Origin of the sequence: Roseovarius amoyensis (assembly GCF_003260265.1) — a bacterium.
GTDB lineage: Bacteria > Pseudomonadota > Alphaproteobacteria > Rhodobacterales > Rhodobacteraceae > Roseovarius > Roseovarius amoyensis.
In genome coordinates, this window is the sequence record NZ_QITQ01000009.1 from 47,545 (window position 1) to 68,942 (window position 21,398).

The 21,398-nt window shown below is 64.5% G+C and carries 19 protein-coding genes; 11 read left to right on the top strand and 8 right to left on the bottom strand.

Features of this window, described 5'->3' with window-relative positions; genetic code table 11:
• Positions 1–97: 97 nt before the first annotated feature.
• Both DL899_RS09700 and DL899_RS09705 read left to right on the top strand, forming a co-directional pair.
• Positions 98–496 (top strand): hypothetical protein, encoded by a 399-nt coding sequence (locus DL899_RS09700; protein ID WP_111734157.1) that lies wholly within the window; start codon positions 98–100, stop codon positions 494–496.
• 110 nt (positions 497–606) lie between these two features.
• On the top strand, positions 607–798 hold the full coding sequence (locus DL899_RS09705; protein WP_111734241.1) for a YgaP family membrane protein: 192 nt from the start codon (positions 607–609) through the stop codon (positions 796–798).
• A 33-nt stretch (positions 799–831) separates the two neighbouring features.
• Here DL899_RS09705 and uvrA read toward each other — a convergent pair whose 3' ends face one another.
• Complete coding sequence (gene uvrA, locus DL899_RS09710; protein WP_111734158.1) at positions 832–3,714, bottom strand: excinuclease ABC subunit UvrA; 2,883 nt, start codon at positions 3,712–3,714, stop codon at positions 832–834.
• A 168-nt stretch (positions 3,715–3,882) separates the two neighbouring features.
• On the bottom strand, positions 3,883–4,188 hold the full coding sequence (locus DL899_RS09715) for a hypothetical protein (protein WP_162685546.1): 306 nt from the start codon (positions 4,186–4,188) through the stop codon (positions 3,883–3,885).
• Positions 4,189–4,425: 237 nt separating this feature from the next.
• On the opposite strand from DL899_RS09715, the gene DL899_RS09720 reads away from it, so the two are divergent.
• Entirely contained in the window at positions 4,426–6,168 is a 1,743-nt protein-coding gene (locus tag DL899_RS09720) for a pre-peptidase C-terminal domain-containing protein (RefSeq protein ID WP_111734160.1), read from the top strand.
• 57 nt (positions 6,169–6,225) lie between these two features.
• Here the strand turns inward: DL899_RS09720 and lpdA are convergent, their stop codons facing one another.
• The 5 genes from lpdA to DL899_RS09745 all read right to left on the bottom strand — a co-directional run bounded on the left by lpdA (position 6,226) and on the right by DL899_RS09745 (position 14,266).
• On the bottom strand, positions 6,226–7,620 hold the full coding sequence (gene lpdA / locus DL899_RS09725) for a dihydrolipoyl dehydrogenase (RefSeq protein WP_111734161.1): 1,395 nt from the start codon (positions 7,618–7,620) through the stop codon (positions 6,226–6,228).
• 164 nt (positions 7,621–7,784) lie between these two features.
• Positions 7,785–8,369 (bottom strand): DUF924 family protein, encoded by a 585-nt coding sequence (locus tag DL899_RS09730; protein WP_111734162.1) that lies wholly within the window; start codon positions 8,367–8,369, stop codon positions 7,785–7,787.
• Positions 8,370–8,499: 130 nt separating this feature from the next.
• Positions 8,500–9,756, bottom strand: coding sequence for an MFS transporter (locus tag DL899_RS09735; protein ID WP_111734163.1), 1,257 nt, complete (start codon positions 9,754–9,756; stop codon positions 8,500–8,502).
• 101 nt (positions 9,757–9,857) lie between these two features.
• A complete protein-coding gene (gene queA / locus DL899_RS09740) occupies positions 9,858–10,907 on the bottom strand; it encodes a tRNA preQ1(34) S-adenosylmethionine ribosyltransferase-isomerase QueA (protein WP_111734164.1) in 1,050 nt (349 codons plus the stop codon).
• Entirely contained in the window at positions 10,907–14,266 is a 3,360-nt protein-coding gene (locus DL899_RS09745; protein WP_111734165.1) for a YhdP family protein, read from the bottom strand. The genes queA and DL899_RS09745 overlap by 1 nt, the downstream gene beginning before the upstream one ends.
• 80 nt (positions 14,267–14,346) lie before the next feature.
• Here DL899_RS09745 and DL899_RS09750 point away from each other — a divergent pair, with 80 nt between their 5' ends.
• From DL899_RS09750 to DL899_RS20085, 5 genes are all read left to right on the top strand, one after another.
• Positions 14,347–14,808 carry a peroxiredoxin gene (locus DL899_RS09750; protein ID WP_111734166.1) on the top strand — a complete coding sequence of 154 codons (462 nt, stop codon included), beginning with the start codon at positions 14,347–14,349 and terminating at the stop codon, positions 14,806–14,808.
• Positions 14,809–14,993: 185 nt separating this feature from the next.
• Complete coding sequence (locus DL899_RS09755; RefSeq protein WP_204355291.1) at positions 14,994–16,313, top strand: M23 family metallopeptidase; 1,320 nt, start codon at positions 14,994–14,996, stop codon at positions 16,311–16,313.
• Entirely contained in the window at positions 16,303–16,860 is a 558-nt protein-coding gene (locus tag DL899_RS09760; protein ID WP_111734167.1) for a bactofilin family protein, read from the top strand. The genes DL899_RS09755 and DL899_RS09760 overlap by 11 nt, the downstream gene beginning before the upstream one ends.
• 78 nt (positions 16,861–16,938) lie before the next feature.
• Positions 16,939–17,076: a hypothetical protein gene (locus DL899_RS19385; RefSeq protein WP_162685547.1), complete on the top strand. Its 138-nt coding sequence runs from the start codon at positions 16,939–16,941 to the stop codon at positions 17,074–17,076.
• A gap of 143 nt (positions 17,077–17,219) precedes the next feature.
• The gene (locus tag DL899_RS20085) at positions 17,220–17,345 is read left to right on the top strand and encodes a hypothetical protein (protein WP_275426790.1); all 126 of its coding nucleotides are present in this window, start codon (positions 17,220–17,222) and stop codon (positions 17,343–17,345) included.
• A gap of 69 nt (positions 17,346–17,414) precedes the next feature.
• Here the strand turns inward: DL899_RS20085 and ndk are convergent, their stop codons facing one another.
• Positions 17,415–17,837 carry a nucleoside-diphosphate kinase gene (gene ndk / locus DL899_RS09765; RefSeq protein ID WP_111734168.1) on the bottom strand — a complete coding sequence of 141 codons (423 nt, stop codon included), beginning with the start codon at positions 17,835–17,837 and terminating at the stop codon, positions 17,415–17,417.
• Between the two features lie 136 nt (positions 17,838–17,973).
• On the opposite strand from ndk, the gene DL899_RS09770 reads away from it, so the two are divergent.
• The 3 genes from DL899_RS09770 to DL899_RS09780 all read left to right on the top strand — a co-directional run bounded on the left by DL899_RS09770 (position 17,974) and on the right by DL899_RS09780 (position 21,234).
• Entirely contained in the window at positions 17,974–19,833 is a 1,860-nt protein-coding gene (locus DL899_RS09770; RefSeq protein WP_111734169.1) for an ABC-F family ATP-binding cassette domain-containing protein, read from the top strand.
• A 149-nt stretch (positions 19,834–19,982) separates the two neighbouring features.
• Positions 19,983–20,615, top strand: coding sequence for a MarC family protein (locus DL899_RS09775; protein WP_111734170.1), 633 nt, complete (start codon positions 19,983–19,985; stop codon positions 20,613–20,615).
• Positions 20,616–20,652: 37 nt separating this feature from the next.
• The gene (locus tag DL899_RS09780) at positions 20,653–21,234 is read left to right on the top strand and encodes a retropepsin-like aspartic protease family protein (protein WP_111734171.1); all 582 of its coding nucleotides are present in this window, start codon (positions 20,653–20,655) and stop codon (positions 21,232–21,234) included.
• The last annotated feature ends 164 nt before the right edge of the window (positions 21,235–21,398 follow it).

A 21,398-nucleotide genomic window follows, 5' to 3' on the forward strand; every position in this document is an offset into this window, starting at 1 on the left:
AGCGCCGGGCGTTACTCACGTTGTCGTGAACGACAACTGCGACGGTTCGTCCCCCTACGTGCGTTTAACCCCGTATTCGCCAACAGGAGACGTACCGATGAAAAGATTGACCCTGACCACTCTTGCGACCCTTGCCGCGCTTTCGCCGGCCTTGGCCTCCACCGCCGAAGCCCGCGACCGCAGCGTGACCACCTGCAACGACCGTGGCCGTTGTGTCGAGGTCGAACGTAACCACAATGCCCACCAGCCCCAGAGGGGCAAGGTCAGCCGCGAGGTTGTCGTGAACAGGACCGTGGTGACGAAGAAACCCACCGTGGTCAGGACGACGCGCGCCCTGCCCGGTCGCGCCCTGACAGCGGCCGAACTCAGGCGCCTGCCACACCAGCCCAAGGGGAGAAATTACCGCGTGGTGAACAATAGGGTGGTCGTCGTTGACGACAACACAGCAGAAGTGGTCGCTGCGGTGGGTCTTCTGGCCCTGCTGCTGAGCCAGTGACCGCCCAATGACTGGCAGTCCGTCGCCGCTGAGACACTTTCGTTAATGCGGCACCGAACATTTGGATTAGACTGATCCCGGTACACGACTGATTCATGAAAGGATATGTCATGACCAAGAATGTCGGCAGTATTGATCGGATTCTGAGAATCGTCATTGGGGCGCTGCTGATCATCGGCGCGCTCATGGGCTATGGCTGGTGGATGTGGATCGGCGTGGTGCCGCTTGTCACCGGGCTGATGGGCAGCTGCCCGCTCTATTCTCTGTTCGGGATGTCCACCTGCCCGATGAAGCACGACTGATACGCCGGCGCGGGGGCCGTCCCCGCGCCCGCCTCATTCCGCGGCGACCCTGCGCGCCGCCAACATCTCTTTCAGGTAGCGGCCGGTGTGGCTGCGTTCCACCTGCGCCACATCCTCTGGCGTACCTTCGGCCACGATCTCGCCCCCGCCATCGCCGCCCTCGGGGCCGATGTCGATGATCCAGTCGGCGGTCTTGATGACGTCGAGGTTATGCTCGATCACAACGACTGTATTCCCGCTTTCCACAAGTTCATGAAGTACTTCGAGCAGTTTCTTCACGTCTTCGAAATGCAACCCCGTGGTTGGTTCGTCGAGGATATAGAGCGTCCGCCCCGTCGCCCGCTTGCTCAGCTCCTTGGCCAGTTTTACGCGCTGTGCCTCGCCCCCTGACAGGGTCGTCGCCTGCTGACCGACCTTGATGTAGTCCAGCCCGACGCGGTGCAGCGCCTCCATCTTGTCGCGGATCGACGGCACCGCCTTGAACGCCTCTCGCGCCTCTTCGACTGTCATGTCAAGAACGTCGGCTATACTCTTGCCTTTCCAGGTTATTTCCAGCGTCTCACGGTTATATCGCTTACCCTGGCAGGTCTCGCAGGTGACATAGACGTCGGGCAGGAAATGCATCTCGATCTTGATCACCCCGTCGCCCTGACATGCCTCGCAGCGCCCGCCCTTGACGTTAAAGGAAAACCGCCCCGGCTTGTATCCGCGCGCCTTGGCCTCGGGCAGGCCGGCGAACCAGTCGCGGATGGGGGTAAAGGCGCCGGTATAGGTGGCCGGGTTCGACCGCGGCGTGCGCCCGATGGGGCGCTGGTCGATGTCGATCACCTTGTCCAGATGCTCCAGCCCCTGGATGGTCTCGCAGGGCGCGGGGGTGTGGCGCGCCCCGTTCAGCCGCATCGAGGCGGTCTTGAACAGCGTCTCGACCGTCAGGGTCGACTTTCCGCCCCCCGAAACCCCGGTAACGCAGACGAACTTGCCCAGCGGAAATTCCGCGTCGAGGGATTTGAGGTTGTTGCCCTCCGCCTTGACGACCTTGACGGATTTCCCGTTCCCCTTTCGCCGCTCGGCGGGGATGGGTATCTCGCGCGCGCCCGACAGGTACTGCCCTGTGACCGACGCGGGATCGGCGGTGATCTCTTCGGGCGTGCCGTGGCTGACCACCCGCCCGCCATGCACCCCGGCGCCCGGCCCGATGTCAAAGACATAGTCAGCGGCGCGGATCGCCTCTTCGTCGTGTTCGACCACGATCACCGTATTGCCCTGGTCGCGCAGGTTTTTCAGCGTCTCCAGCAGCCGGCCATTGTCGCGCTGGTGCAGCCCGATAGAGGGCTCGTCGAGCACATACAGCACCCCCGTCAACCCCGAGCCGATCTGGCTGGCCAGGCGGATGCGCTGGCTTTCACCGCCCGACAGCGTGCCGGCATTGCGGCTGAGGGTGAGGTATTCCAGCCCGACATTGTTGAGAAATCCCAGCCGTTCGCGGATTTCCTTGAGGATCGGACGCGCAATCTCGTTCTTTTGCGGGCTCAGATGTTCGGGCACTTGCCCGCACCAGTCATAGGCCGCGCGGATCGACATCTGCACGACCTTCCCGATATGCAACAGCTCGTCCGGCCCACCATCGGCCGGACCGATCCTGACCGCCAGCGCCTCGTCCCGCAGCCGGTAACCGTGGCACGCGCCGCAGGGGCGGTTGTTCTGGTAACGCTCGAATTCCTCGCGGATCCAGGCGCTGTCGGTCTCGCGATAGCGCCGCACCATGTTGGGGATCACGCCCTCGAAGGTACGGGTAACCTGATAGACGCGCCCGCCCTCGTCATAGCGAAAGGGGATTTCCTCTTCCCCGGAGCCATAAAGAAACATCTGCTGCACGGAATCGGGCAGGTCTTTCCAGCGCGCGTTCTTGTCGAACCCGTAATGACGCGCCAGCGCCTCGATGGTTTGCAGGAAATAGGGTGACTTGCCCTTGCGCCAGGGGGCCAGCGCACCGTCGGCGATGCGCAACTGTTCGTCAGGCACCACCAGGCGTTCGTCAAAGAACAGCTCGACCCCCAGCCCGCCGCATTCCGGGCAGGCGCCGAAGGGCGCGTTAAAGGAAAACAGCCGCGGCTCGATCTCGGGTATGGTGAAACCGCTGACCGGGCAGGCGAAGTTCTCCGAAAAGGTGGTGCGCTCGGGTTCGCCCTCTTTCGGCGCGGTTTCCAGTACGGCAATGCCGTCGGCCAGGTCCAGCGCGGTGCGAAAACTGTCAGCCAGCCGCGTCTCGATCCCCTCTTTCACCACGATGCGGTCAACCACCACGTCAATGTCGTGGCGGAATTTCTTGTCCAGCGTCGGCGGCGCATCGAGGTCATGAAACGCGCCATCCACCTTGACCCGCTGGAACCCCTGCTTGCGCAGTTCCAGGAATTCCTTGCGGTACTCGCCCTTGCGGTCGCGCACGATGGGGGCCAGCAGGTAGGCGCGCGTGCCCTGCTCCATCCGCATCACCCGGTCGACCATGTCCTGCACCTGCTGCGCCTCGATCGGCAGGCCGGTGGCGGGCGAATAGGGCGTGCCCGCGCGCGCGAACAACAGCCGCATGTAATCGTAGATCTCGGTCACCGTGCCGACGGTCGAACGCGGGTTCTTGCTGGTGGTTTTCTGCTCGATGGAAATCGCCGGGCTGAGGCCGCTGATGTGGTCAACATCGGGCTTTTCCATCATATCAAGGAACTGGCGCGCATAGGCCGACAGGCTTTCGACATAGCGGCGCTGGCCCTCGGCATAGATGGTGTCGAAGGCGAGCGAGGACTTGCCAGACCCCGACAACCCGGTAATCACCGTCATCGTGTTGCGCGGAATGTCGACGTCGATGCCCTTGAGGTTATGCTCGCGCGCGCCGCGCACCTCGATATGCGTGAGTTCGGCCATCCGGTCCCCCGTTAAGGATGGTTAAGAGATAGTCGAGAGCCGGCAGTCTTCCAAGTCAAAACTGCGAACAAACCACGAACATCTGGGTTGTTGCAGCCGCCCTGCCGCGTCCCGCGTCTTTCTGGTTCTAAATACCCTCGCCGAAGGCGGCCCGCCAGCGGCGGCCTGTCATTCCTGAAAACCGAAGCGGTCGAGCAATTCCTGCCGGGTGAAAATCTCGGGCGCGCTGCCGGGCATGCGGCGCCTGATCAGCTGATACCGGCCATCCGGCATCCGCTCGTACCAGGCGATGCCGATTTCGCCCAGCTTTTCGAGATGGGCAAGGTAGGCGTCCAGCGTAGCAAAGCTCTGCCCCTCGGCATGGGGCAGGTCGCGGGCTGTTCCGTTGCTTTCGGCATCATTCGGCATAAGCACGACCGCCCCGGCCACCGCAAATATCACGGATGCTGAGAACAAAATGGACCTGAGTTTCATGTTAACAACCTTTAATACCGTGTGTTAGAAATATACTGCACAATGCAGTTCGCGAGAGCCTGTTTCATTTCTGAACCGCGCCTCGAGTGCTGCGCATATGGACCGGCAGGAGAAAAGGTCATCATCATCATGTCGGACACATCCTGCCCCCTGCCCCTGGTGGCCACCCCACCCAAGCATTGCAAGAATAAATCAGCGGCGTCTCTGCGTCGTTCGTAAACCCGAGGAATCCAACAGATGTGTATTGTATGTGATCAATTCAATCCCTTCGGGGCCGACGGCAACTGGCTGCATGACAACGACAGGGAGAACTCCCTGGCGGTCACCGAAACCACCGATGCTGCCGCCGGCATCGGCACCGCCTACACGATGTCCGCAGGCGACACCTTTAACGGCACGCTCGGCTTCGATGGCGACCAGGATTGGGTCGGTATCACCCTCACCGCCGGGGTCAGCTATACCATCGACATGACCGCGGGTACGATGGCAGATCCCTATCTCTGGCTGTTCGACAGCAGCGGCGGTTACATTACGCACAACGATGACAGCGCCGGGCTGAATTCGCAGATCGTATTCACGGCCAGTTCCACCGGCACCTACTACATCGCCGCCGACAGCTTTGAAAACAACGGCGGCACGAGCGTGGACACCGGCACCTATTCGGTGACGGTCACCGTCACCGAGCCGGCCGATCCGCTCGACTCGATCACCTGGGGCGATACCGCGCCGGCCGTAATCAACGTCTTTTTCGTTCCCGGCGGCGTCACCTTCGACGATGCCTATGGTGCGCCGCAGATCACCTCGACCTGGACGGCAGCCGAGATTGCACAGGCGATGGAGGCGTTTGAAGCCTTTGAGAATGTCGCCGATGTCACCTTCAACGTGGTCAACGACCCCAACCAGGCCGATTTCCTGATGGTCGAATCGACCGATCCGAATTCCGCGCTCGGCTATTGGGGCGTGGGCGGCGGCAGCATCACCGCCAACGGCACGCCCTATAGCGGCCTCGACGGCTGGGGCGTGTTCTATGGTGGCGATGCCAGTTGGACAACGGCCGGGCTGCAACAGGGCGGCTATGCCTTTATCACGCTGATCCACGAGATCGGCCACGGCATGGGGATGGCGCATCCGCACGACACCGGCGGTTCCTCCACGGTGATGGACGGAGTCTCCTCGGCCTTTGGCGACTTTGGCGACTACGACCTCAACCAGGGCATCTACACCACGATGAGCTATAATGACGGCTGGCAGACCGCCCCGCACGGGGCCAGTTCGTCATACGGCTATGGCTGGCAGGGCACGCTGATGGCGCTGGACATTGCGGTTATGCAAGACCTCTACGGCGCCAACATGTCGCACAACACCGGCAATGACGCCTATGTGCTGCCCTCGTCGAACGGGGCCGGCACATATTATTCCTCGATCTGGGATGCCGGTGGCACCGACACCATCGCACATACCGGCTCAGCCGCGGCGGTGATCGACCTGCGCGCGGCGACGCTGACCTATTCCGACGGCGGCGGCGGCTATGTCTCTTATGTCGAGGGCATCCACGGCGGCTTTACCATCGCCAACGGGGTGGTAATCGAGCGGGCCGAGGGCGGATCGAGCGGCGATGCGATCACAGGCAACGAGGCGTCAAACTGGCTGGACGGCAATGGCGGCAACGACATCATCCTGGGCGGCGAGGGCAACGACACCATTATCGGCGGCGGCGGCAACGACATGCTGACCGGCGAAGAAGGCGCAGACATCTTTGCCTTCGTCATGGGCGACAACACCATGACGATGACCGATTTCGAGCCCGGGGTGGATGATCTTGCCCTGGTTGGGCTGCGCGACGGCTTTACCGTGGCCAACCTCATCCCATTCATTTCGCAAGTCGGCGACGATGTGGTGATCGCTGCGGGCGGGCAGCAGGTTGTGTTCGAGGACACGCGGCTTTCCGAACTCAGCGCCGGCGACGTGATCTTCGTCTGAGGCGAACTGAAACGCAGGCCGCTGTCCGGCATCGAGGCCGGGTAGCGGCCTTTGTGATCAGATGTGGATCACACGGTCATAGGCATCCAACACCGATTCGTGCATCATCTCGCTCAGCGTCGGGTGCGGGAATACGGTGTTCATCAGATCTTCTTCGGTGGTCTCCAGCGTGCGGCCCACCACGTAGCCCTGGATCAGCTCGGTCACCTCGGCGCCGATCATGTGCGCGCCCAGCAATTCGCCGGTCTTGGCGTCGAACACGGTCTTGACCAAGCCCTCGGATTCGCCCAGCGCGATGGCCTTGCCGTTGCCGATAAAGGGAAAGCGGCCAACCCTGACCTCGTAGCTCTGCTCCTTGGCCTTGGCCTCGGTCAGGCCGACGCTGGCCACCTGCGGGTGGCAGTAGGTACAGCCGGCTATTGCCTCGGGCCGCACCGGGTGGGGATGACCGCCGGCCACCAGCTCGGCCACCATAACGCCCTCGTGGCTGGCCTTGTGGGCAAGCCATGGCGCACCGGCCAGATCGCCGATGGCATATAGCCCATCGACCCCGGTGCGGCAGTATTCGTCGACAACGACATGCGTCCGGTCGACTTTGACACCCAGGCTTTCCAGCCCGAGGTTCTCGACGTTGCCGACGATGCCCACGGCCGAAATCACGGTATCGAAATCGTGCTTTTCGGTCTTGCCGCCGATCTCGATATGGGCGGTCACCTTGTCCTTGGCGCGATCAAGCTGCTTGACCGTCGCCTTTTCCATGATGGTCATGCCCTGTTTCTTGAAACTCTTCTTGGCAAAGGCTGAAATCTCGGCGTCCTCGACCGGCAGGATACGGTCCATCACCTCGACCACGGTCGTCTCAGCCCCGAGCGTGTGATAGAAACTGGCGAATTCGATACCGATCGCGCCGGACCCGATAACCAGCAGTTTCTTGGGCATGTGCGGCGGCACCAGCGCGTGCTTGTAGGTCCAGACGCGTTTGCCATCGGCCTCAAGCCCCGGCAATTCGCGCGCCCGCGCGCCGGTGGCCAGCACGATGGCCTTGGCGGTCAATTCCTCTGTGCCCTTGTCGGTCTTGACGCTGACCTTGCCCTTGCCCGCCAGCGTCGCCACGCCCATGATCGTGGTCACCTTGTTCTTTTTCAGCAGGTGCCCAACGCCGGAGTTGAGCTGTTTCGAAACCCCGCGCGAGCGTTTGACCACGGCGTCGAGATCATAGCTGATGTTCTCTGCCTTGAGCCCGAATTCGCCGGCCCGGTGCATCAGGTGAAAAACCTCTGCCGAACGCAGCAGCGCCTTGGTGGGGATGCAGCCCCAGTTGAGGCAGATACCGCCCATATGCTCGCGCTCGACCACGGCGACGCTCAACCCCAGCTGTGCGCCGCGGATGGCGGCAACATAGCCCCCGGGCCCCGCCCCGATCACGATCATGTCAAAGGATTTCGCCGCCATTTCAGTCTCCGCCCAAGGTGCCGCTTGTGGTGTTGCGTGAAATTAGTTTGATGCTAAACTACTTTTATTGCCGTTACAACGTCACAGGCCGCCCCGCAGCGGATTGTTGCGGGGCGGCCTGTCAAGCGGTTGATGTCGCGCGCATTTTTCGACGCTATCGGCATTCAGGCAGCATCGGCCGCCTGCAGGTTGCGCAGGGCCGCGCCATAGCCGCCGTTTTCGGCAAAGCTGCGTTCGGACGCGGTCGAAACCCGCCCAAGCGCGGTGTTGCGATAGGGGAAGCGGCCGAAAAGGCGGATGACCTCTCGGTGTGCGCGCGCGTGCAACAGGTTGCCGGCGCCGGTCTTGGGCATCCGCTCCTTGATCAGGCGGATGCAGCGTTCCTGGTCGCACAGGTTCTCGGAGTGCATCAGCGGCAGGTAAAAGAACTGTCGCACCGGTTCGTCTATGCGCATGTCCCATTTGCGGTGGATGGCGGCCTTGGCCGCGGCCATCGCCTGCCGGTCGGTGGCAAAGGCATGCCCCTCGCCACGAAACATGTTGCGCGGAAACTGATCCATCAGGATGATATAGGCCAGCGCCCCGCTGGGATATGTCAGCCACAGCGCATAGGTGCCCTCTCGGGCCTTTTCCCACGCCGTCATGAACCGCTCGCGCATATCGGCATCCAGCGTCTCGGACGCTTCGTACCAACCTTCGGGTCCGACCTCATCAAGCCAGTACGTCAACACCTCTTCCGGGGTAGTCATGCGAGACTCCTTTCCTCCGCACCCGACAGGGAAAGCCTAGTCCCACATCCCCTTATTTGGACAGTAAAAATTTGCAACAATGGCAATCTTCCGTGACTGTGGATAACTTGTTAGCGCTACCCCGTCTGCGTCACTCTGTGCCAGCCTCCTCCTGGGCGGTTTCATAGTCGTATTCGGCGGCCAGATTGACCGCCACAGGCGAGGACGACATCGCCACCATGGTAAAGCTGTCCGTATCCTCGACCGAGGGAGACGGGCGCCGCGTCATCCGCCAGGCGGCATAGCCTGACATGGCAAATCCCAGCACCGCGATCACCAGGAAAAACGCCCACTCCCCGAATCGGCCCATCAGCCAGCCGATGACCAGCGGCGTCGCCACCGCGCCAAGCCCGTTGATAAAGACCATCGCGCCCGCGGCGGCCGGCATGTCATCACGTTCGAGCAGGTCGTTGGTATAAGCGATGATCAGCGAATAGAGCGGGTTCGACATCCCCCCGACCACCAGTCCCGCGGCCAGCAGCGCCGGAAACAGGCTGCCAAAGGCCATGCCGACCACGCCGCCGCTGCCGCAAATGGCCGCGCAGATCAGGATCAGCCGGCGGCGATCCATCCGGTCCGAAAGCCAGCCGATGGGATATTGCAGCACCAATGCGCCGACGAAGAAGGTCGAAACGAAAGTCGATATCTGGGCCACAGATAGCCCTGCCTCGGCGCCATAGACCGGCGCCATGCCGAACTGGGCCGAAAAGACCCCGCCCAGCAGGAACATGCCCACGCAGCCCAGCGGCGAGATCGCCATCATCTGCCGCAGGCTTAGCGGTTTGGCGGTCTCGAAGGCCGGCGTCGGGCTGATCGACAGCAGGATCGGCGCAAACGACAGCGAAATCAGCATCGAAGGGATGACGAACAACACGAACCCGCCAGGATCGGCGACCAGTATCAGCGCCTGCGCGGTGACGATGCCCACCATCTGGACGATCATGTAAAGCGACAGCGCCTTGCCCCGGTTTTCGTTGTCCGAGGCGTTGTTGAGCCAGCTTTCGGCGGTGACGTAGACGCCGGAAAAACAGAATCCAACCAACACCCGGCCCAGCCCCCAGACAGTGGGGTCCGTGATCGTCGGATACAGGATCATCACCGCCGAGATCATCGAGGCCAGCGCCGCGAAGACCCGCACATGCCCGACCCGGCGGATCATCTCGGGCGCCATGCGCGATCCGAACAGGAACCCCAGGAAATACCCCGACATGACCAGCGACATCTCGAGGGTGGAAAACCCCTCGATTTCGCCCCGGATGCCCAGAACCGTGCCCTGCATGCCGTTCCCGACCTGCAAGAGCATCATTCCCAATAGCAGCGCCCACGCGCTGGAAAGAACTGAAAACATGGCGCCACCCCTAAATTGCGCCGTTCATGCCCGAACCGGCCACCCGCGTCCGGCACGAACGCGACCCAAAGCGGTCTGTCCGCGCCTCCTTGACCAGCGATTCACTCCGGGATCAACAACGATGCGTCGCCGTAGGAAAAGAAACGGTATTCGGATTCAACCGCATGGGCATATATCTGCCGAATGCGTTCGTGCCCCATCAGGGCCGAAACCAGCATCAAAAGCGTCGAGCGCGGCAGATGAAAATTCGTCATCAGCGCATCGGTCACGCGAAAGCGGAAGCCGGGATAGATAAAGATATCGGTCTCGCCCTGCCACGGCGCGATGGCGCCGCCCTGTGCCGCGGTCTCGATCAGACGCAGCGCGGTGGTGCCGACGGGGATGATGCGCCCGCCCTCGGCGCGGGTCCGGGCGATCTCGGCCGCGGCCTGTTCGCTGACCTCGCCCCATTCGGCATGCATGCGGTGCTGGCGCACGTCCTCGACCTTGACCGGCAGAAAGGTGCCTGCACCCACATGCAGCGTGACATGGGTGAAATCGATGCCTGCCCCGGCCAGGCTGTCCAGCAGCGGGCGGTCGAAATGCAGCGACGCGGTGGGCGCGGCCACCGCGCCGGCGCGGCGGGCAAAGACGGTCTGGTAATCCTCGCGGTCCTGGTCGTCGGCGGCGCGGCGCGCGGCGATATAGGGCGGCAGCGGCATCGCGCCCGCGGCATCCAGCGCGGCGTCGAAGTCATCCCCCGACAGGTTGAACCGCAGTGCCGCCATGCCATCGGGTTTGTCGATGCAGTCTGCCTTTAGCCCGGCGGCGAAGTGCACCGTCTCGCCCACGCGCAGCTTTTTCAGCGGCTTGACCATCGCCGACCAGGCGCCGTCGGCGCGCGGCTCCAGCAATGTCACCTCGATGCGCGCCTCGGTCAGCCCCGCCGCCCCCTGCCGCGCGCGCATGCCTGACAGCCGCGCCGGGATGACGCGGGTGTCGTTCAGCACCAGCCGGTCGCCGGGGCGCAGCCAGCGGCCGATATCGGCAACGGTCGCGTCGGTCATGCGCGCCCCCTCTGCCACCAGCAGCCGGGCGGCGGTGCGCGGGCGCGCCGGGCGCGTCGCGATCAGCCGCTCGGGCAGATCGAAATCGAAATCGGCAAGCTGCATCAACGATCCTGTCCCTGCCGCAGCGGGCCCTGCCGCGGCTCTTCCGTATCCTCACCCGCCGACGGGGCAACCCCGCCGCGCTCCGGCGGCGGGCGGCGGAAAATCTCGCGGAACATTCCCGGCGTGAACACCGACAGCGGGTTCACCTGAACGCGCGGCGTACTGGCCGGCCCTTTCAGCGAATACTTGAAGCCCAGGAACCCCTCTCCCTGCCGCGACAGGAACCCGCCCAGCACGTTGACCGCATAGACCGGTGAAACCACGCCTTCGAGGTCGACAACCTCGGCCTCGGGCCAGTAATAGCCTTCGGCGGAAATGCCCATCGACGCACCGACCGCACTGGCCTTGTAGATGGTCACCTTTTCGGGGGCGAGTTGAAAATCGCTTTCGACGCGGGTGAAATGGATGCCCTCGCCCGCGAGCTGTTCGAGGATGCCGACAATGCTGAGCGCGTTGAGCAGCGCCGCGATGGCGGGCGCGTCCTTGACCCGCAGGTTATCGGCGGTCAGCTTGCCCTCGTAGACGTCCTTGCCCTGACCGGGGGTCAGCACCAGCGTCATCTTGCCGTCGCGCGCCTGCTTCAGCAGCCCTGCCGCGCGCAGCACCCGTCCTGCATCCTGCGAGCGGATCACGAAGACGCCGCGCCCGTCACCGGGAACGATCTCGCCGGTAACCGCGGCCTGGCCGTTGACCTGCCCCGAAAACGTGCCCTTGGTGCCTTGCGCCAGGTCGAGTTCGGCGTTGAAATCGGTCAGCGCGATCTTGTCCGACACCTGCAGCCGGTCAAGCCGCAGCGACACCGGCCCGCCGCCGCCCTGCCCCGTGCCATCGCCATCGCCGCCCAGCCTGATCCGCCGCAGGTCCAGCTCGCCCCCGGTCACCCGCACCAGCGGCACGCGCGCCGCGCCCAGCCCGACCAGGTCAACCGGCGCGTCCAGCCAGCCGCCCAATTGCACCCGCCCGAACCGCGCCTGTTGCAGGCTGCCATCGGCATTGAGCGTGACCGATCCCGCGGCACGCAGGCCTCCGGCATCAAGCAACAAACGGTCAATCGCGGGCGGGCTGCCCAGCGTTCCGGAGACCTCCAGCCGGCCGGTCCCGGCGGCGCCCAGTGCCCAGCCGATCGGTTTTATCCGCAGCCCCAGCCCGGCCAGATCGGTGTTCAGGGAAAAGGCCGGCGGCGTGTCGGCGGCAAAGTCGATCTCGACATCGCCCCAGCCGGCGCCCGACAGGCTGCCCGGCGGCAAACCGATACCGAACTCGTCGGAAAACCGCTCTGACAGCTCGATGCGGCCCACGACATGCGCTTCGCCCTTGCTACCGTCGGTCAGCGGCATGGCAAAACGCCCGTCAAAGGGCACGCGCCCGACCCGCCCTTCGCCGCCGATCCGCAGTGTGTCGCGGTCAGCCTGCAACGTCAGGTCGGATGCGGCAATGACGCGCCCGGCGATCAGCTTTTCGCTGCGCACGTCGCTCAGATGCCCGTTTGCCTCGAACGCCACTTCCTCGGGCGTCAGGTCGTCCTTGACCAGGAAATCCAGCGTGCCGTCCAAACGCGCGATTCCATCGGCCAGGGTCACCGGGCGCCCAGCCTTGTCGAGAAACCGGAACGGTTTCTCGTTCAAGAGCGACAGCGCGGCGGTAATGGTGCTGTGGGTGCTCAGGCGCACCTTGCCCGGGCCGCGCTTGATACGCAGGTCGGGCACGTCAAAGCTGGATCCGGCGATGTCGATGCGCCCGCCCTCGGCGGCGGTGACGTGGCCCTCGTGGGCGACGATGACGAAACGGTTGTCTTCGATGATGGCGTGGCCGCGCGCATCCTCGATCGGCGGCACATCCTTGATGAAACGCGTCGACAGCTCGGAAAAATCGAACCCCAGCGACAGGTCGGGCTTGTGCCCGGGCTCCGAGCGCAACGCGACCTGGATGTCGCTCAGCGTGGCGGCGATCACATTGTCGTTGATCCAGTCGCGCGTCTTGGGTTCCAGGCTTTCAGGCCAGAGTTCCATCAGCCGGTCCGGGTCGGCCCCCGGCATGTTGCCATCGACGCTGACATGCCAGCCGTCCGGCCCGACCCGGACATCGCCGCGCGCGACGAAGGTGCGGCCGCGATCGGACAGGCTGAGTTCGCCCAGCGAGACGTGAAACGGATCAAGCGCCAGGCGCATGCTCAGGTCGGCGCCTTCCAGCGTGACCGGCGCACTGTAAAGCTGCATCGGGTTGGCAGAGACCTCGCCCACCCGGAACTGCGACACCAGCGCATCGGGCCAGCCATCCTCCATCCCGGCAAGGCGGGTCTGCCCCTCGATCCGGGCGGTGACCCATTTGCTTTCGACTTCGAGGGCGTGAAACCGGATCAGGTGATCGGCGGATTCATAGGTGAAATGGCTGCCGGCGCGGTCGAACGCGACCGGCACCGCGCTGGGTGTCGGGCGCAGCGCGCCGGCCCCGATCTCAAGCTGCGCCTCGACCGGGCCCAGGCGGCCTGACGCCTCGACCTCGGCGCGGATCGACCCTGAAATGGGCGCCTCGAGCGCCGCCAGCCAGGTCAGGGCGGGGGACTGGCCGGCGATATCCTCGGCCGGCATGTCCTCGACGTCGATGGTAAAGGTCGCCGCGGTCTGCCCGATGCGGCTGGCATAGGACACCGCCAGCGTGGTGGCATAGTCGCGCGCGCCCAGCAGCGCGAAGTCGGACAGGATTTCAAGGTCGTCGCCCCTGCGCCGTATGGCGATGCGCCCGCCATCGACCGTCCATGCCTTGCCGACGCGGGCATCCTCGAACCGCAGGGTCAGGTTGTCGGCCAGCACCGTTTCCAGCGCGCTGAAATTTGGCCGCTGAAAGAACGCGTCGGCCTGCCCGATCAGCGCCGCCACGGTTTCGGCCTCTTCCACCGTGTCGGGGGTTTCGCCCACGCTCAGCCCCACCGCGCCGTCATTTGCGCGTCGCAGCGTCACCCGCGCCCCCGACAGGCTGATCCGGCCCGGTTGCAATTTCCCCCGCAACAGCGGACCCAGCGCCAGCGATCCGCGCAGATCCGACAGCCGTGCCAGCGGTGTCCCTTCGGCATCGCGGATCACTACCCGCTGCAGCGCCAGCTTGGGCACCCAGTCATCCCCGACCACGAATGACAGCTCGCCGAACCCTATCGAGACCTCGTCGATGCTCTGATCGATTCGCGCCGCTATACGTTCGCGCAGCCAGTCGGGTGCGGTCATGCGCGTGCCGATCAGCGCCGCCACCGCGATTGCCAGCCCCAGCCCCAGCGCCAGCAGGCCGGCCGCAAGCCAGAGGCCAACGCGCAGCACGCGCCGTCGGCGCGTCGCGCGCTCTTTCGGCTCTGTTCTATCTTCGGTCAATCCGCGGCCTGCCTTTGGCAATTTGTTCCTGCCCTATCCCATCTATATAAGACCCTGAATTCGAAACGAGGATCAATGCCATGCTGCAACCCGACAACGACGCCCCCGATTTCACCCTTCCGCGCGACGGCGGCGAGCAGGTGACGCTGTCGGCGCTGCGCCCCGCGCCGGTGGTTCTGTATTTCTATCCCCGCGACGACACCTCGGGCTGCACGCGTGAGGCGCTGGCCTTTACCGAACTGGCAGAGGCGTTCCGCGCCGCCGGCGCGCATGTCTTTGGCATTTCCAAGGACAGCGTGGCCAGCCATGACAAGTTCCGCGACAAGCACGGACTGGGCATTGCGCTGCTTCCGGACGCCGATGGCGACGTCTGCGAACGCTACGGCGTGTGGAAGGAAAAGAACATGTACGGGCGCAAGTTCATGGGGATCGAACGCACCACCGTACTGATCGGGGGCGACGGCCGGGTGGTACGTGTCTGGCCCAGGGTCAAGGTCGCAGGACACGCCGAAGAGGTGCTGGAAGCCGTGCGCGCATTGTAATCCGCCGTGCCCCGCACATCGGCAAGTTTCTGCCAATGCCGCGATAAATCGCCCAAATCGCATGGCCGACGGGGCAAAAGCCTTGCCGTAGCTTTGGCCAATGGGTAATCACGCACGAGGCTGCCGGTATGATCCAATCATGACAAGAGCGGCCCGAGGGACGGAAACGACGGAACGGGGACGACGTGCGAACACGGATCGCGATCAGATTCCATACCTGGCTCGAGGCCAGGTTTCCTGAACGCCGCGTTTTTCTGCGCTCCGAATCCGATACCCGGTTTATTCGTCTCAAGCCCGGCACACAGCTGATCGCGCTGCTTGGCGTTTCCGCTTTCGTCGCCTGGACGATCATCGCCACCGCCGTCCTGTTGATGGATTCGATCGGTTCGGGCAATTTCCGCGAACAGGCCAAGCGCGACCAGCGCACCTACGAGGCACGGCTGAACGCACTCGAGTCCGAGCGCGACCTGCGCGCGCACGAAGCCGCGGCCGCACAGCAGCGGTTCAGCTCTGCCCTTGAACAGATTTCAATGATGCAGTCCCAACTGCTGGCGTCCGAGACGCGGAGACGCGAGATGGAGACCGGCATCGAGGTGATCCAGTCGACCCTGCGGCGGGCGATGAAGGAACGCGATGCCGCCCGCGCCGAGGCCGCCGATCTGACGCTGGCCCTGCAGGAAAGCCGCCCCGACACCCGGCCGGGACAGGACGCCCCGGCCCTGGCCGCGACGATGCAGGTGCTGACCACGGCGCTGGCCGATACCGCGCGCGAACGCGACCGGATCAGCGAAAACGCGACCCTCGCCCTGCAAGACGCCGACGAGATGGCGATGCAGATCCGGCTGATGCAGGATCAGAACGACCAGATATTCCGCCAGCTTGAAGACGCGATGACGATCTCGGTCGAGCCGCTGAAAAAGATGTTCAGCGCCGCCGGGATGGATACCGAATACATGCTCGACACCGTGCGCCGCGGCTATTCCGGCCTTGGCGGGCCGTCGCTGCCCCTGTCCTTTTCCACCCGGGGCGAGGAACCCTCGCCCGAGGCGTTGCGCGCCAATCGCATCCTCAACCAGATGGACCGGCTGAACCTCTACCGTATCGCCGCGCAAAAGGTGCCTCTGGCAATCCCGGTCAAGACGCGCTTTCGTTACACCTCGGGATTCGGAATGCGCTGGGGCCGGATGCACAACGGCACCGATTTCGCCGGTGACCACGGTGCGCCGATCTATGCCACCGCCGATGGTGTCGTGACCCACGCCAAATGGCTGTCGGGCTATGGCCGGCTGGTCAAGATCCAGCATGATTTCGGTTTCGAGACCCGCTATGCCCATATGTCGCGCATTCGCGTGCGAGAAGGCCAAAGGGTCTCGCGCGGGGATCGGATCGGTGATATGGGCAACACTGGACGTTCCACAGGCACGCACCTACACTACGAGGTCCGTGTCGACGGCAAGGCCGTCAACCCCATGACCTACATCAAGGCTGCGAGAAATGTTTTCTAAAAGCAAGATCAACGACCCTGCCCCCAAACCCGAGAGCGCGGCCAAACCGACGCTGCCCGAGCGGAACGCGGATGCACAGCGCAGCGACTCCGCTTCGACCGAATTCCGCGCCGCCGCGCCCAAGGCCAAGCCGCCGGCGTCGGTGCTGTCCTCGGACCTGACGGTGACCGGCAACCTCAAGACGACCGGCGACATCCAGATCGAGGGCACGGTCGAGGGCGACATTCGCGCACATTTGCTGACCGTGGGCGAAGGCGCCACCATCCGGGGCGAACTGATTGCCGATGACGTGGTGGTCAACGGCCGGATCGTGGGCAGGGTGCGGGGCCTCAAGGTACGGCTGACCTCGACCGCCCGGGTCGAGGGCGACATCATCCACAAGACCATCGCGATCGAATCGGGCGCCCATTTCGAAGGCTCGGTTCAGCGCCAGGACGACCCGTTGAACGCCAAGACCAAAGGCCAGCAGCCTGCTGCCGGCCAGCAGGCGCCCCAGCCCCAGCGGCAGCAACCCGCCGCACCGGCGCAGGACACCGCCAAGGGCTGATCCGCCGACACGCGGCGACAGTTAGTTGACAAGGCGCCCTGCCAACGGCAGCGGCGCCTTTTTGCCGACCCGTTCGGGATGGTCATCGCCGAGCAGCCGGGGCCCGAACGGCCGGTGACCAGTGTCATCCTCCTGTCAGAGGTCTGCACCGCACTACGCGGCATGGGCGGTTTCCAGGGCAGCGGGGTAATCGGCATCGACCAGATGGATTGTTGACAAATCAGCAACGTTTCCCGGTTTCTACACTCGAACAAGGGCAGAAAACCTTTTGAATCCAAACCGAAATATGAAAGCCTTGAGACAATGCGCCGCACCGGCGTTGGGTCGGGCGGGGCTGTAACGCAGCCAAGGAGCCGACCATGGCCAGTTCATCCCCCAAGCCGGGTAACGGCGGCAAAGCCAAGCCCGAGCCCACGGCCAAGCCCGCGCCCCCAAAGACCAAGGTCGTCTCGGCAAGGGTGTTCAACGACTTCGCCGCCATCTGACGGCACGAAAAAGGCCGCCTCCCGGCGGGAAGCGGCCTGTCTGTTGACGGTCAAACCGGCTGGTGCGTGTCAGCCGACCAGTTCAAGACCCGAAAAGAAATAGGCGATCTCGACCGCCGCGGTTTCAGGCGCGTCCGAGCCGTGAACCGAGTTCTCGCCGACCGATTCAGCGAACTCGGCACGGATCGTGCCCGGCGCGGCCTCGGCAGGGTTGGTGGCGCCCATCACTTCGCGGTTCTTCGCGATGGCGTTCTCGCCCTCGAGCACCTGCACCACCACGGGCGCGGAGGCCATGAATTCGCACAGCTCGTCATAGAACGGGCGTTCCTTGTGGACCGCGTAAAAGACGCCGGCCTGTTCCTTGGTCAGCTTGATACGTTTCTGCGCGACGATGCGCAGGCCGGCATCTTCGAACTTGGCGTTGATCTTACCGGTCAGGTTGCGGTTGGTGGCATCGGGTTTGATGATGCTCAGCGTGCGTTCCAAAGCCATGTCAGCCTCTCGTTTGAATGGGTGTCAGGCGCGGGGCGGCAGCGCCCGCGCACAAGATCGCGGTGGCGATAACACGGGCACCCGTGTTTGAAAAGCGGCGATTGACGCCCCGCCGTGCATCGGGCATGCCCCGCGCATGCTGCGTATAGATGACATTTCCTTTTCGATGGCCGGGCGGCCGCTGCTGCAAAATGCTTCGGCGACCATTCCCGATGGTCACAAGGTCGGGCTGGTGGGCCGGAACGGCACCGGCAAGACCACGCTTTTTCGCCTGATCCGGGGTGAGCTGGCGCTGGATGACGGGCGCATCGAGCTGCCCGCCCGTGCCCGCATCGGCGGTGTCGACCAGGAGGTGCCGGGCAGCGAGGTGACGCTGCTCGACACGGTGCTGGCCGCCGACACCGAACGCGCGGAGCTGATGGAAGAGGCCGAAACCGCCACCGACCCCGCCCGCATCGCCGATATCCAGACCCGGCTGGCGGATATCGACGCCTGGGGCGCGCCCGCGCGCGCGGCGACGATCCTCAAGGGGCTGGGCTTTACCAACGAAGAACAGGCAATGCCGTGCTCGGCCTTTTCGGGCGGCTGGCGGATGCGGGTGGCGCTGGCGGCGGTGTTGTTCTCGGCCCCCGACCTGCTGCTTTTGGACGAACCGACCAACTATCTCGACCTCGAAGGCGCGCTGTGGCTGGAAAGCTATCTGGCCCGCTATCCGCACACCGCCATCGTCATCAGCCACGACCGCGGGCTGCTCAACCGGGCGGTGGGCGCGATCCTGCACCTGGAGGATCGCAAGCTCACCCTCTATCAAGGCGGCTATGACCGCTTTGCCGAAACCCGCGCCGCCCGGTTGGCGGCAGCCGAATCCGAGGCAAAGAAACAGGACGCACGGCGCGCGCATCTGCAATCCTATGTCGACCGCTTCCGCTATAAGGCAGACAAGGCGAAACAGGCGCAGGCCCGGCTGAAGGCGCTGGCACGGATGCAACCCATCACCCGCCCGCAAGAGGCCGCGCTGCGCGCCTTCAGCTTTCCCGAACCCGACGAGTTGTCGCCGCCCATCCTGCGCCTCGAAGGGGCGTCGGTCGGCTATGACGACAAGGCCGTTCTGGACCTGCTCGACCTGCGCATCGACCAGGACGACCGCATCGCGCTGCTGGGCCGTAATGGCGAGGGCAAGTCGACCCTGTCCAAGCTGCTGGCGGGACGTTTGCCACCCATGTCCGGACGCATCCACACCGCCGCCCGTCTGCGGGTGGGCTATTTCGCCCAGCACCAGCTGGACGAGCTGCGCGCCGATGAAACCCCGCTGGCGCATCTGCGCCGCCTGCGCCCCGACACCCCGCCAGCCAAGCTACGCGCCCAGCTTGGCGGTTTCGGTATCGGGGCAGAACAGGCCGAAACCGAGGCGAGGCAGTTGTCGGGCGGACAGCGCGCGCGCCTGTCGCTAATGCTGGCCACGCTCGATGCGCCGCACATGCTGATCCTCGACGAGCCGACCAACCACCTGGACATCGAAAGCCGCGAGGCGCTGGTAGAGGCGCTGACCGCCTATGGCGGCGCGGTGATCCTGGTCAGCCACGACATGCACCTGCTCAGCCTCGTGGCCGACCGGCTGTGGCTGGTCAAGGATGGCCGCGTCGCCCCCTATGACGGCGACCTGGAAAGCTATCGGCAAATGCTGCTGGGCAACAACAAGTCCACGCAGGAGACCGGGAAACCGGCCCCGAAACCGGCCAAGGCGCGGCGCCCCGACCGCAGCGACCGTGTCGCCCTGCGCCAGGACGTGCGCAAATGCGAAGAGCGGATCGAAAAGCTGAACGAGATGCGCGACCGCATCGCCGCCCGGCTGGCCGACCCAGTGCTTTACGAAGACGCCCGCGCCGCCGACATGGACGCCTGGCAAAAGAAATATGCCGAGGTGATGAACGGCCTCGACCGGGCCGAGACGCTGTGGCTGGCGGCGCTGGAACGGCTGGAGGCGGCGGGCGGATAGGGGCGCGCCCATTTCAGAGTACCCGCCCCGGACCTGACCCGGTGCCCCTTTCGTGCCAAGACCCCGGCTCGGGGGCCGGGGCGAGAACGATACCGAACCTGCCCCACACCCGGCATGGACGCAGCGGGGCCTTTGGGCGATAAGACCTCATGGACACCGGTTTTCTGATCACCGCCTTCGTCACCATGATCGTCATCATCGACCCGTTGGGGATGACGCCGATCTTTGTCGCCCTGACGCAGGGCATGGGGCCTGCACGGCGCCGGGCGGTGGCGCTGCGCGCCTCGATCGCGGCGGCGCTGATCCTGGCGGTGTTCGCCGCCTTCGGCGAGGCGGTGCTGGGCTTTGTCGGCATCTCGATGCCGGCCTTTCGCATCGCCGGCGGGATGCTCTTGTTTCTGACCGCGCTCGACATGCTGTTCGAACGCCGCACCAAGCGGCGCGAGGGCACCGCCGCACAGGCCGAGGACGAGGATGACGACGACGACGACCCGTCGATCTTTCCCATCGCCATCCCGCTGATCGCGGGTCCGGGCTCCATCGCCTCGGTGATCCTGCTGACCGGCCAGCGGCCGGGGCTTGAGGGGCTGGCGCTGGTGATGGGGGTGACCTTCACGGTGCTGGCGCTGGTGCTGGTGCTGTTCCTGACCGCCGGAATACTGGAACGCGTGCTGGGGCGCACCGGCATCAACGTGATCACCCGCCTGCTGGGCATGTTGCTGGCCGCGCTGGCGGTGCAGTTCGTGCTTGATGGGCTAAAGGGCGTCGGGCTGACGGGCTGACCTTTCCCCGCACGGCGCGCGCCCCTATATGCCAGACATGAGCGAATTCGATACTGCCCGCCTTCTATACCTCGTGCTGCTGGGCGGCGCGGTGGTGCTGTGGTTCTTTGCCCAGAACCGCAAATCCCTGGGCCACATCACCCAGCAGGCGCTGGTCTGGGGACTGATCTTTGTCGGCGTCATTGCGGCAGTGGGGCTGTGGGGCGATATCCGCCAGACGGTGCGCCCCGGCCAGGCCGTGCTGGCAGAGGCCGGGCGGATAGAGGTGCCCCGCGCGCCGGACGGGCATTATTACCTGACCGCCGAGGTGAACGGCACGCCGGTCGAATTCGTCATCGACACCGGCGCGAGCCAGATCGTTCTGAGCGAACGCGACGCCCGCCGCGCCGGGATCGATACCGAAGGGCTGGTCTATATCGGCCGCGCCATCACCGCCAATGGCGAGGTGCGCACCGCGCCGGTGCGGCTGGACCGGCTGGCCATCGGCCCCTTTTCGGATGAGCGCGTGCGCGCCGTGGTCAACGAGGGCGAGCTTGACCGTTCGCTGCTGGGCATGGACTATCTGCAGCGGTTTTCCAGTGTCGAGATCTCAGGCAACAGGCTGGTGCTGACACGCTGAACCCTGGCGCCGTGTCGGCCACTGAGACGCCTGCGACAAGGGCGCGCATCTGCCTTTGGGTATATTCACATTCAATAATTCATATCTATTTGTCCTGTGTCAAAGTCAGCCCCCCGAACCACCGATAGACCGGGCGGCGACACACATATGAAAGGGACAATTCC

What these genes read in the sequence shown, in the direction of transcription:
- DL899_RS09700 (WP_111734157.1), top strand. Translation starts at nt 98, where the DNA reads ATGAAAAGATTGACCCTGACCACTCTTGCGACCCTTGCCGCGCTTTCG.
- DL899_RS09705 (WP_111734241.1), top strand. Translation starts at nt 607, where the DNA reads ATGACCAAGAATGTCGGCAGTATTGATCGGATTCTGAGAATCGTCATT.
- uvrA (WP_111734158.1), bottom strand. Translation starts at nt 3,714, where the DNA reads ATGGCCGAACTCACGCATATCGAGGTGCGCGGCGCGCGCGAGCATAAC.
- DL899_RS09715 (WP_162685546.1), bottom strand. Translation starts at nt 4,188, where the DNA reads ATGAAACTCAGGTCCATTTTGTTCTCAGCATCCGTGATATTTGCGGTG.
- DL899_RS09720 (WP_111734160.1), top strand. Translation starts at nt 4,426, where the DNA reads ATGTGTATTGTATGTGATCAATTCAATCCCTTCGGGGCCGACGGCAAC.
- lpdA (WP_111734161.1), bottom strand. Translation starts at nt 7,620, where the DNA reads ATGGCGGCGAAATCCTTTGACATGATCGTGATCGGGGCGGGGCCCGGG.
- DL899_RS09730 (WP_111734162.1), bottom strand. Translation starts at nt 8,369, where the DNA reads ATGACTACCCCGGAAGAGGTGTTGACGTACTGGCTTGATGAGGTCGGA.
- DL899_RS09735 (WP_111734163.1), bottom strand. Translation starts at nt 9,756, where the DNA reads ATGTTTTCAGTTCTTTCCAGCGCGTGGGCGCTGCTATTGGGAATGATG.
- queA (WP_111734164.1), bottom strand. Translation starts at nt 10,907, where the DNA reads ATGCAGCTTGCCGATTTCGATTTCGATCTGCCCGAGCGGCTGATCGCG.
- DL899_RS09750 (WP_111734166.1), top strand. Translation starts at nt 14,347, where the DNA reads ATGCTGCAACCCGACAACGACGCCCCCGATTTCACCCTTCCGCGCGAC.
- DL899_RS09760 (WP_111734167.1), top strand. Translation starts at nt 16,303, where the DNA reads ATGTTTTCTAAAAGCAAGATCAACGACCCTGCCCCCAAACCCGAGAGC.
- DL899_RS19385 (WP_162685547.1), top strand. Translation starts at nt 16,939, where the DNA reads ATGGTCATCGCCGAGCAGCCGGGGCCCGAACGGCCGGTGACCAGTGTC.
- DL899_RS20085 (WP_275426790.1), top strand. Translation starts at nt 17,220, where the DNA reads ATGGCCAGTTCATCCCCCAAGCCGGGTAACGGCGGCAAAGCCAAGCCC.
- ndk (WP_111734168.1), bottom strand. Translation starts at nt 17,837, where the DNA reads ATGGCTTTGGAACGCACGCTGAGCATCATCAAACCCGATGCCACCAAC.
- DL899_RS09770 (WP_111734169.1), top strand. Translation starts at nt 17,974, where the DNA reads ATGCTGCGTATAGATGACATTTCCTTTTCGATGGCCGGGCGGCCGCTG.
- DL899_RS09775 (WP_111734170.1), top strand. Translation starts at nt 19,983, where the DNA reads ATGGACACCGGTTTTCTGATCACCGCCTTCGTCACCATGATCGTCATC.
- DL899_RS09780 (WP_111734171.1), top strand. Translation starts at nt 20,653, where the DNA reads ATGAGCGAATTCGATACTGCCCGCCTTCTATACCTCGTGCTGCTGGGC.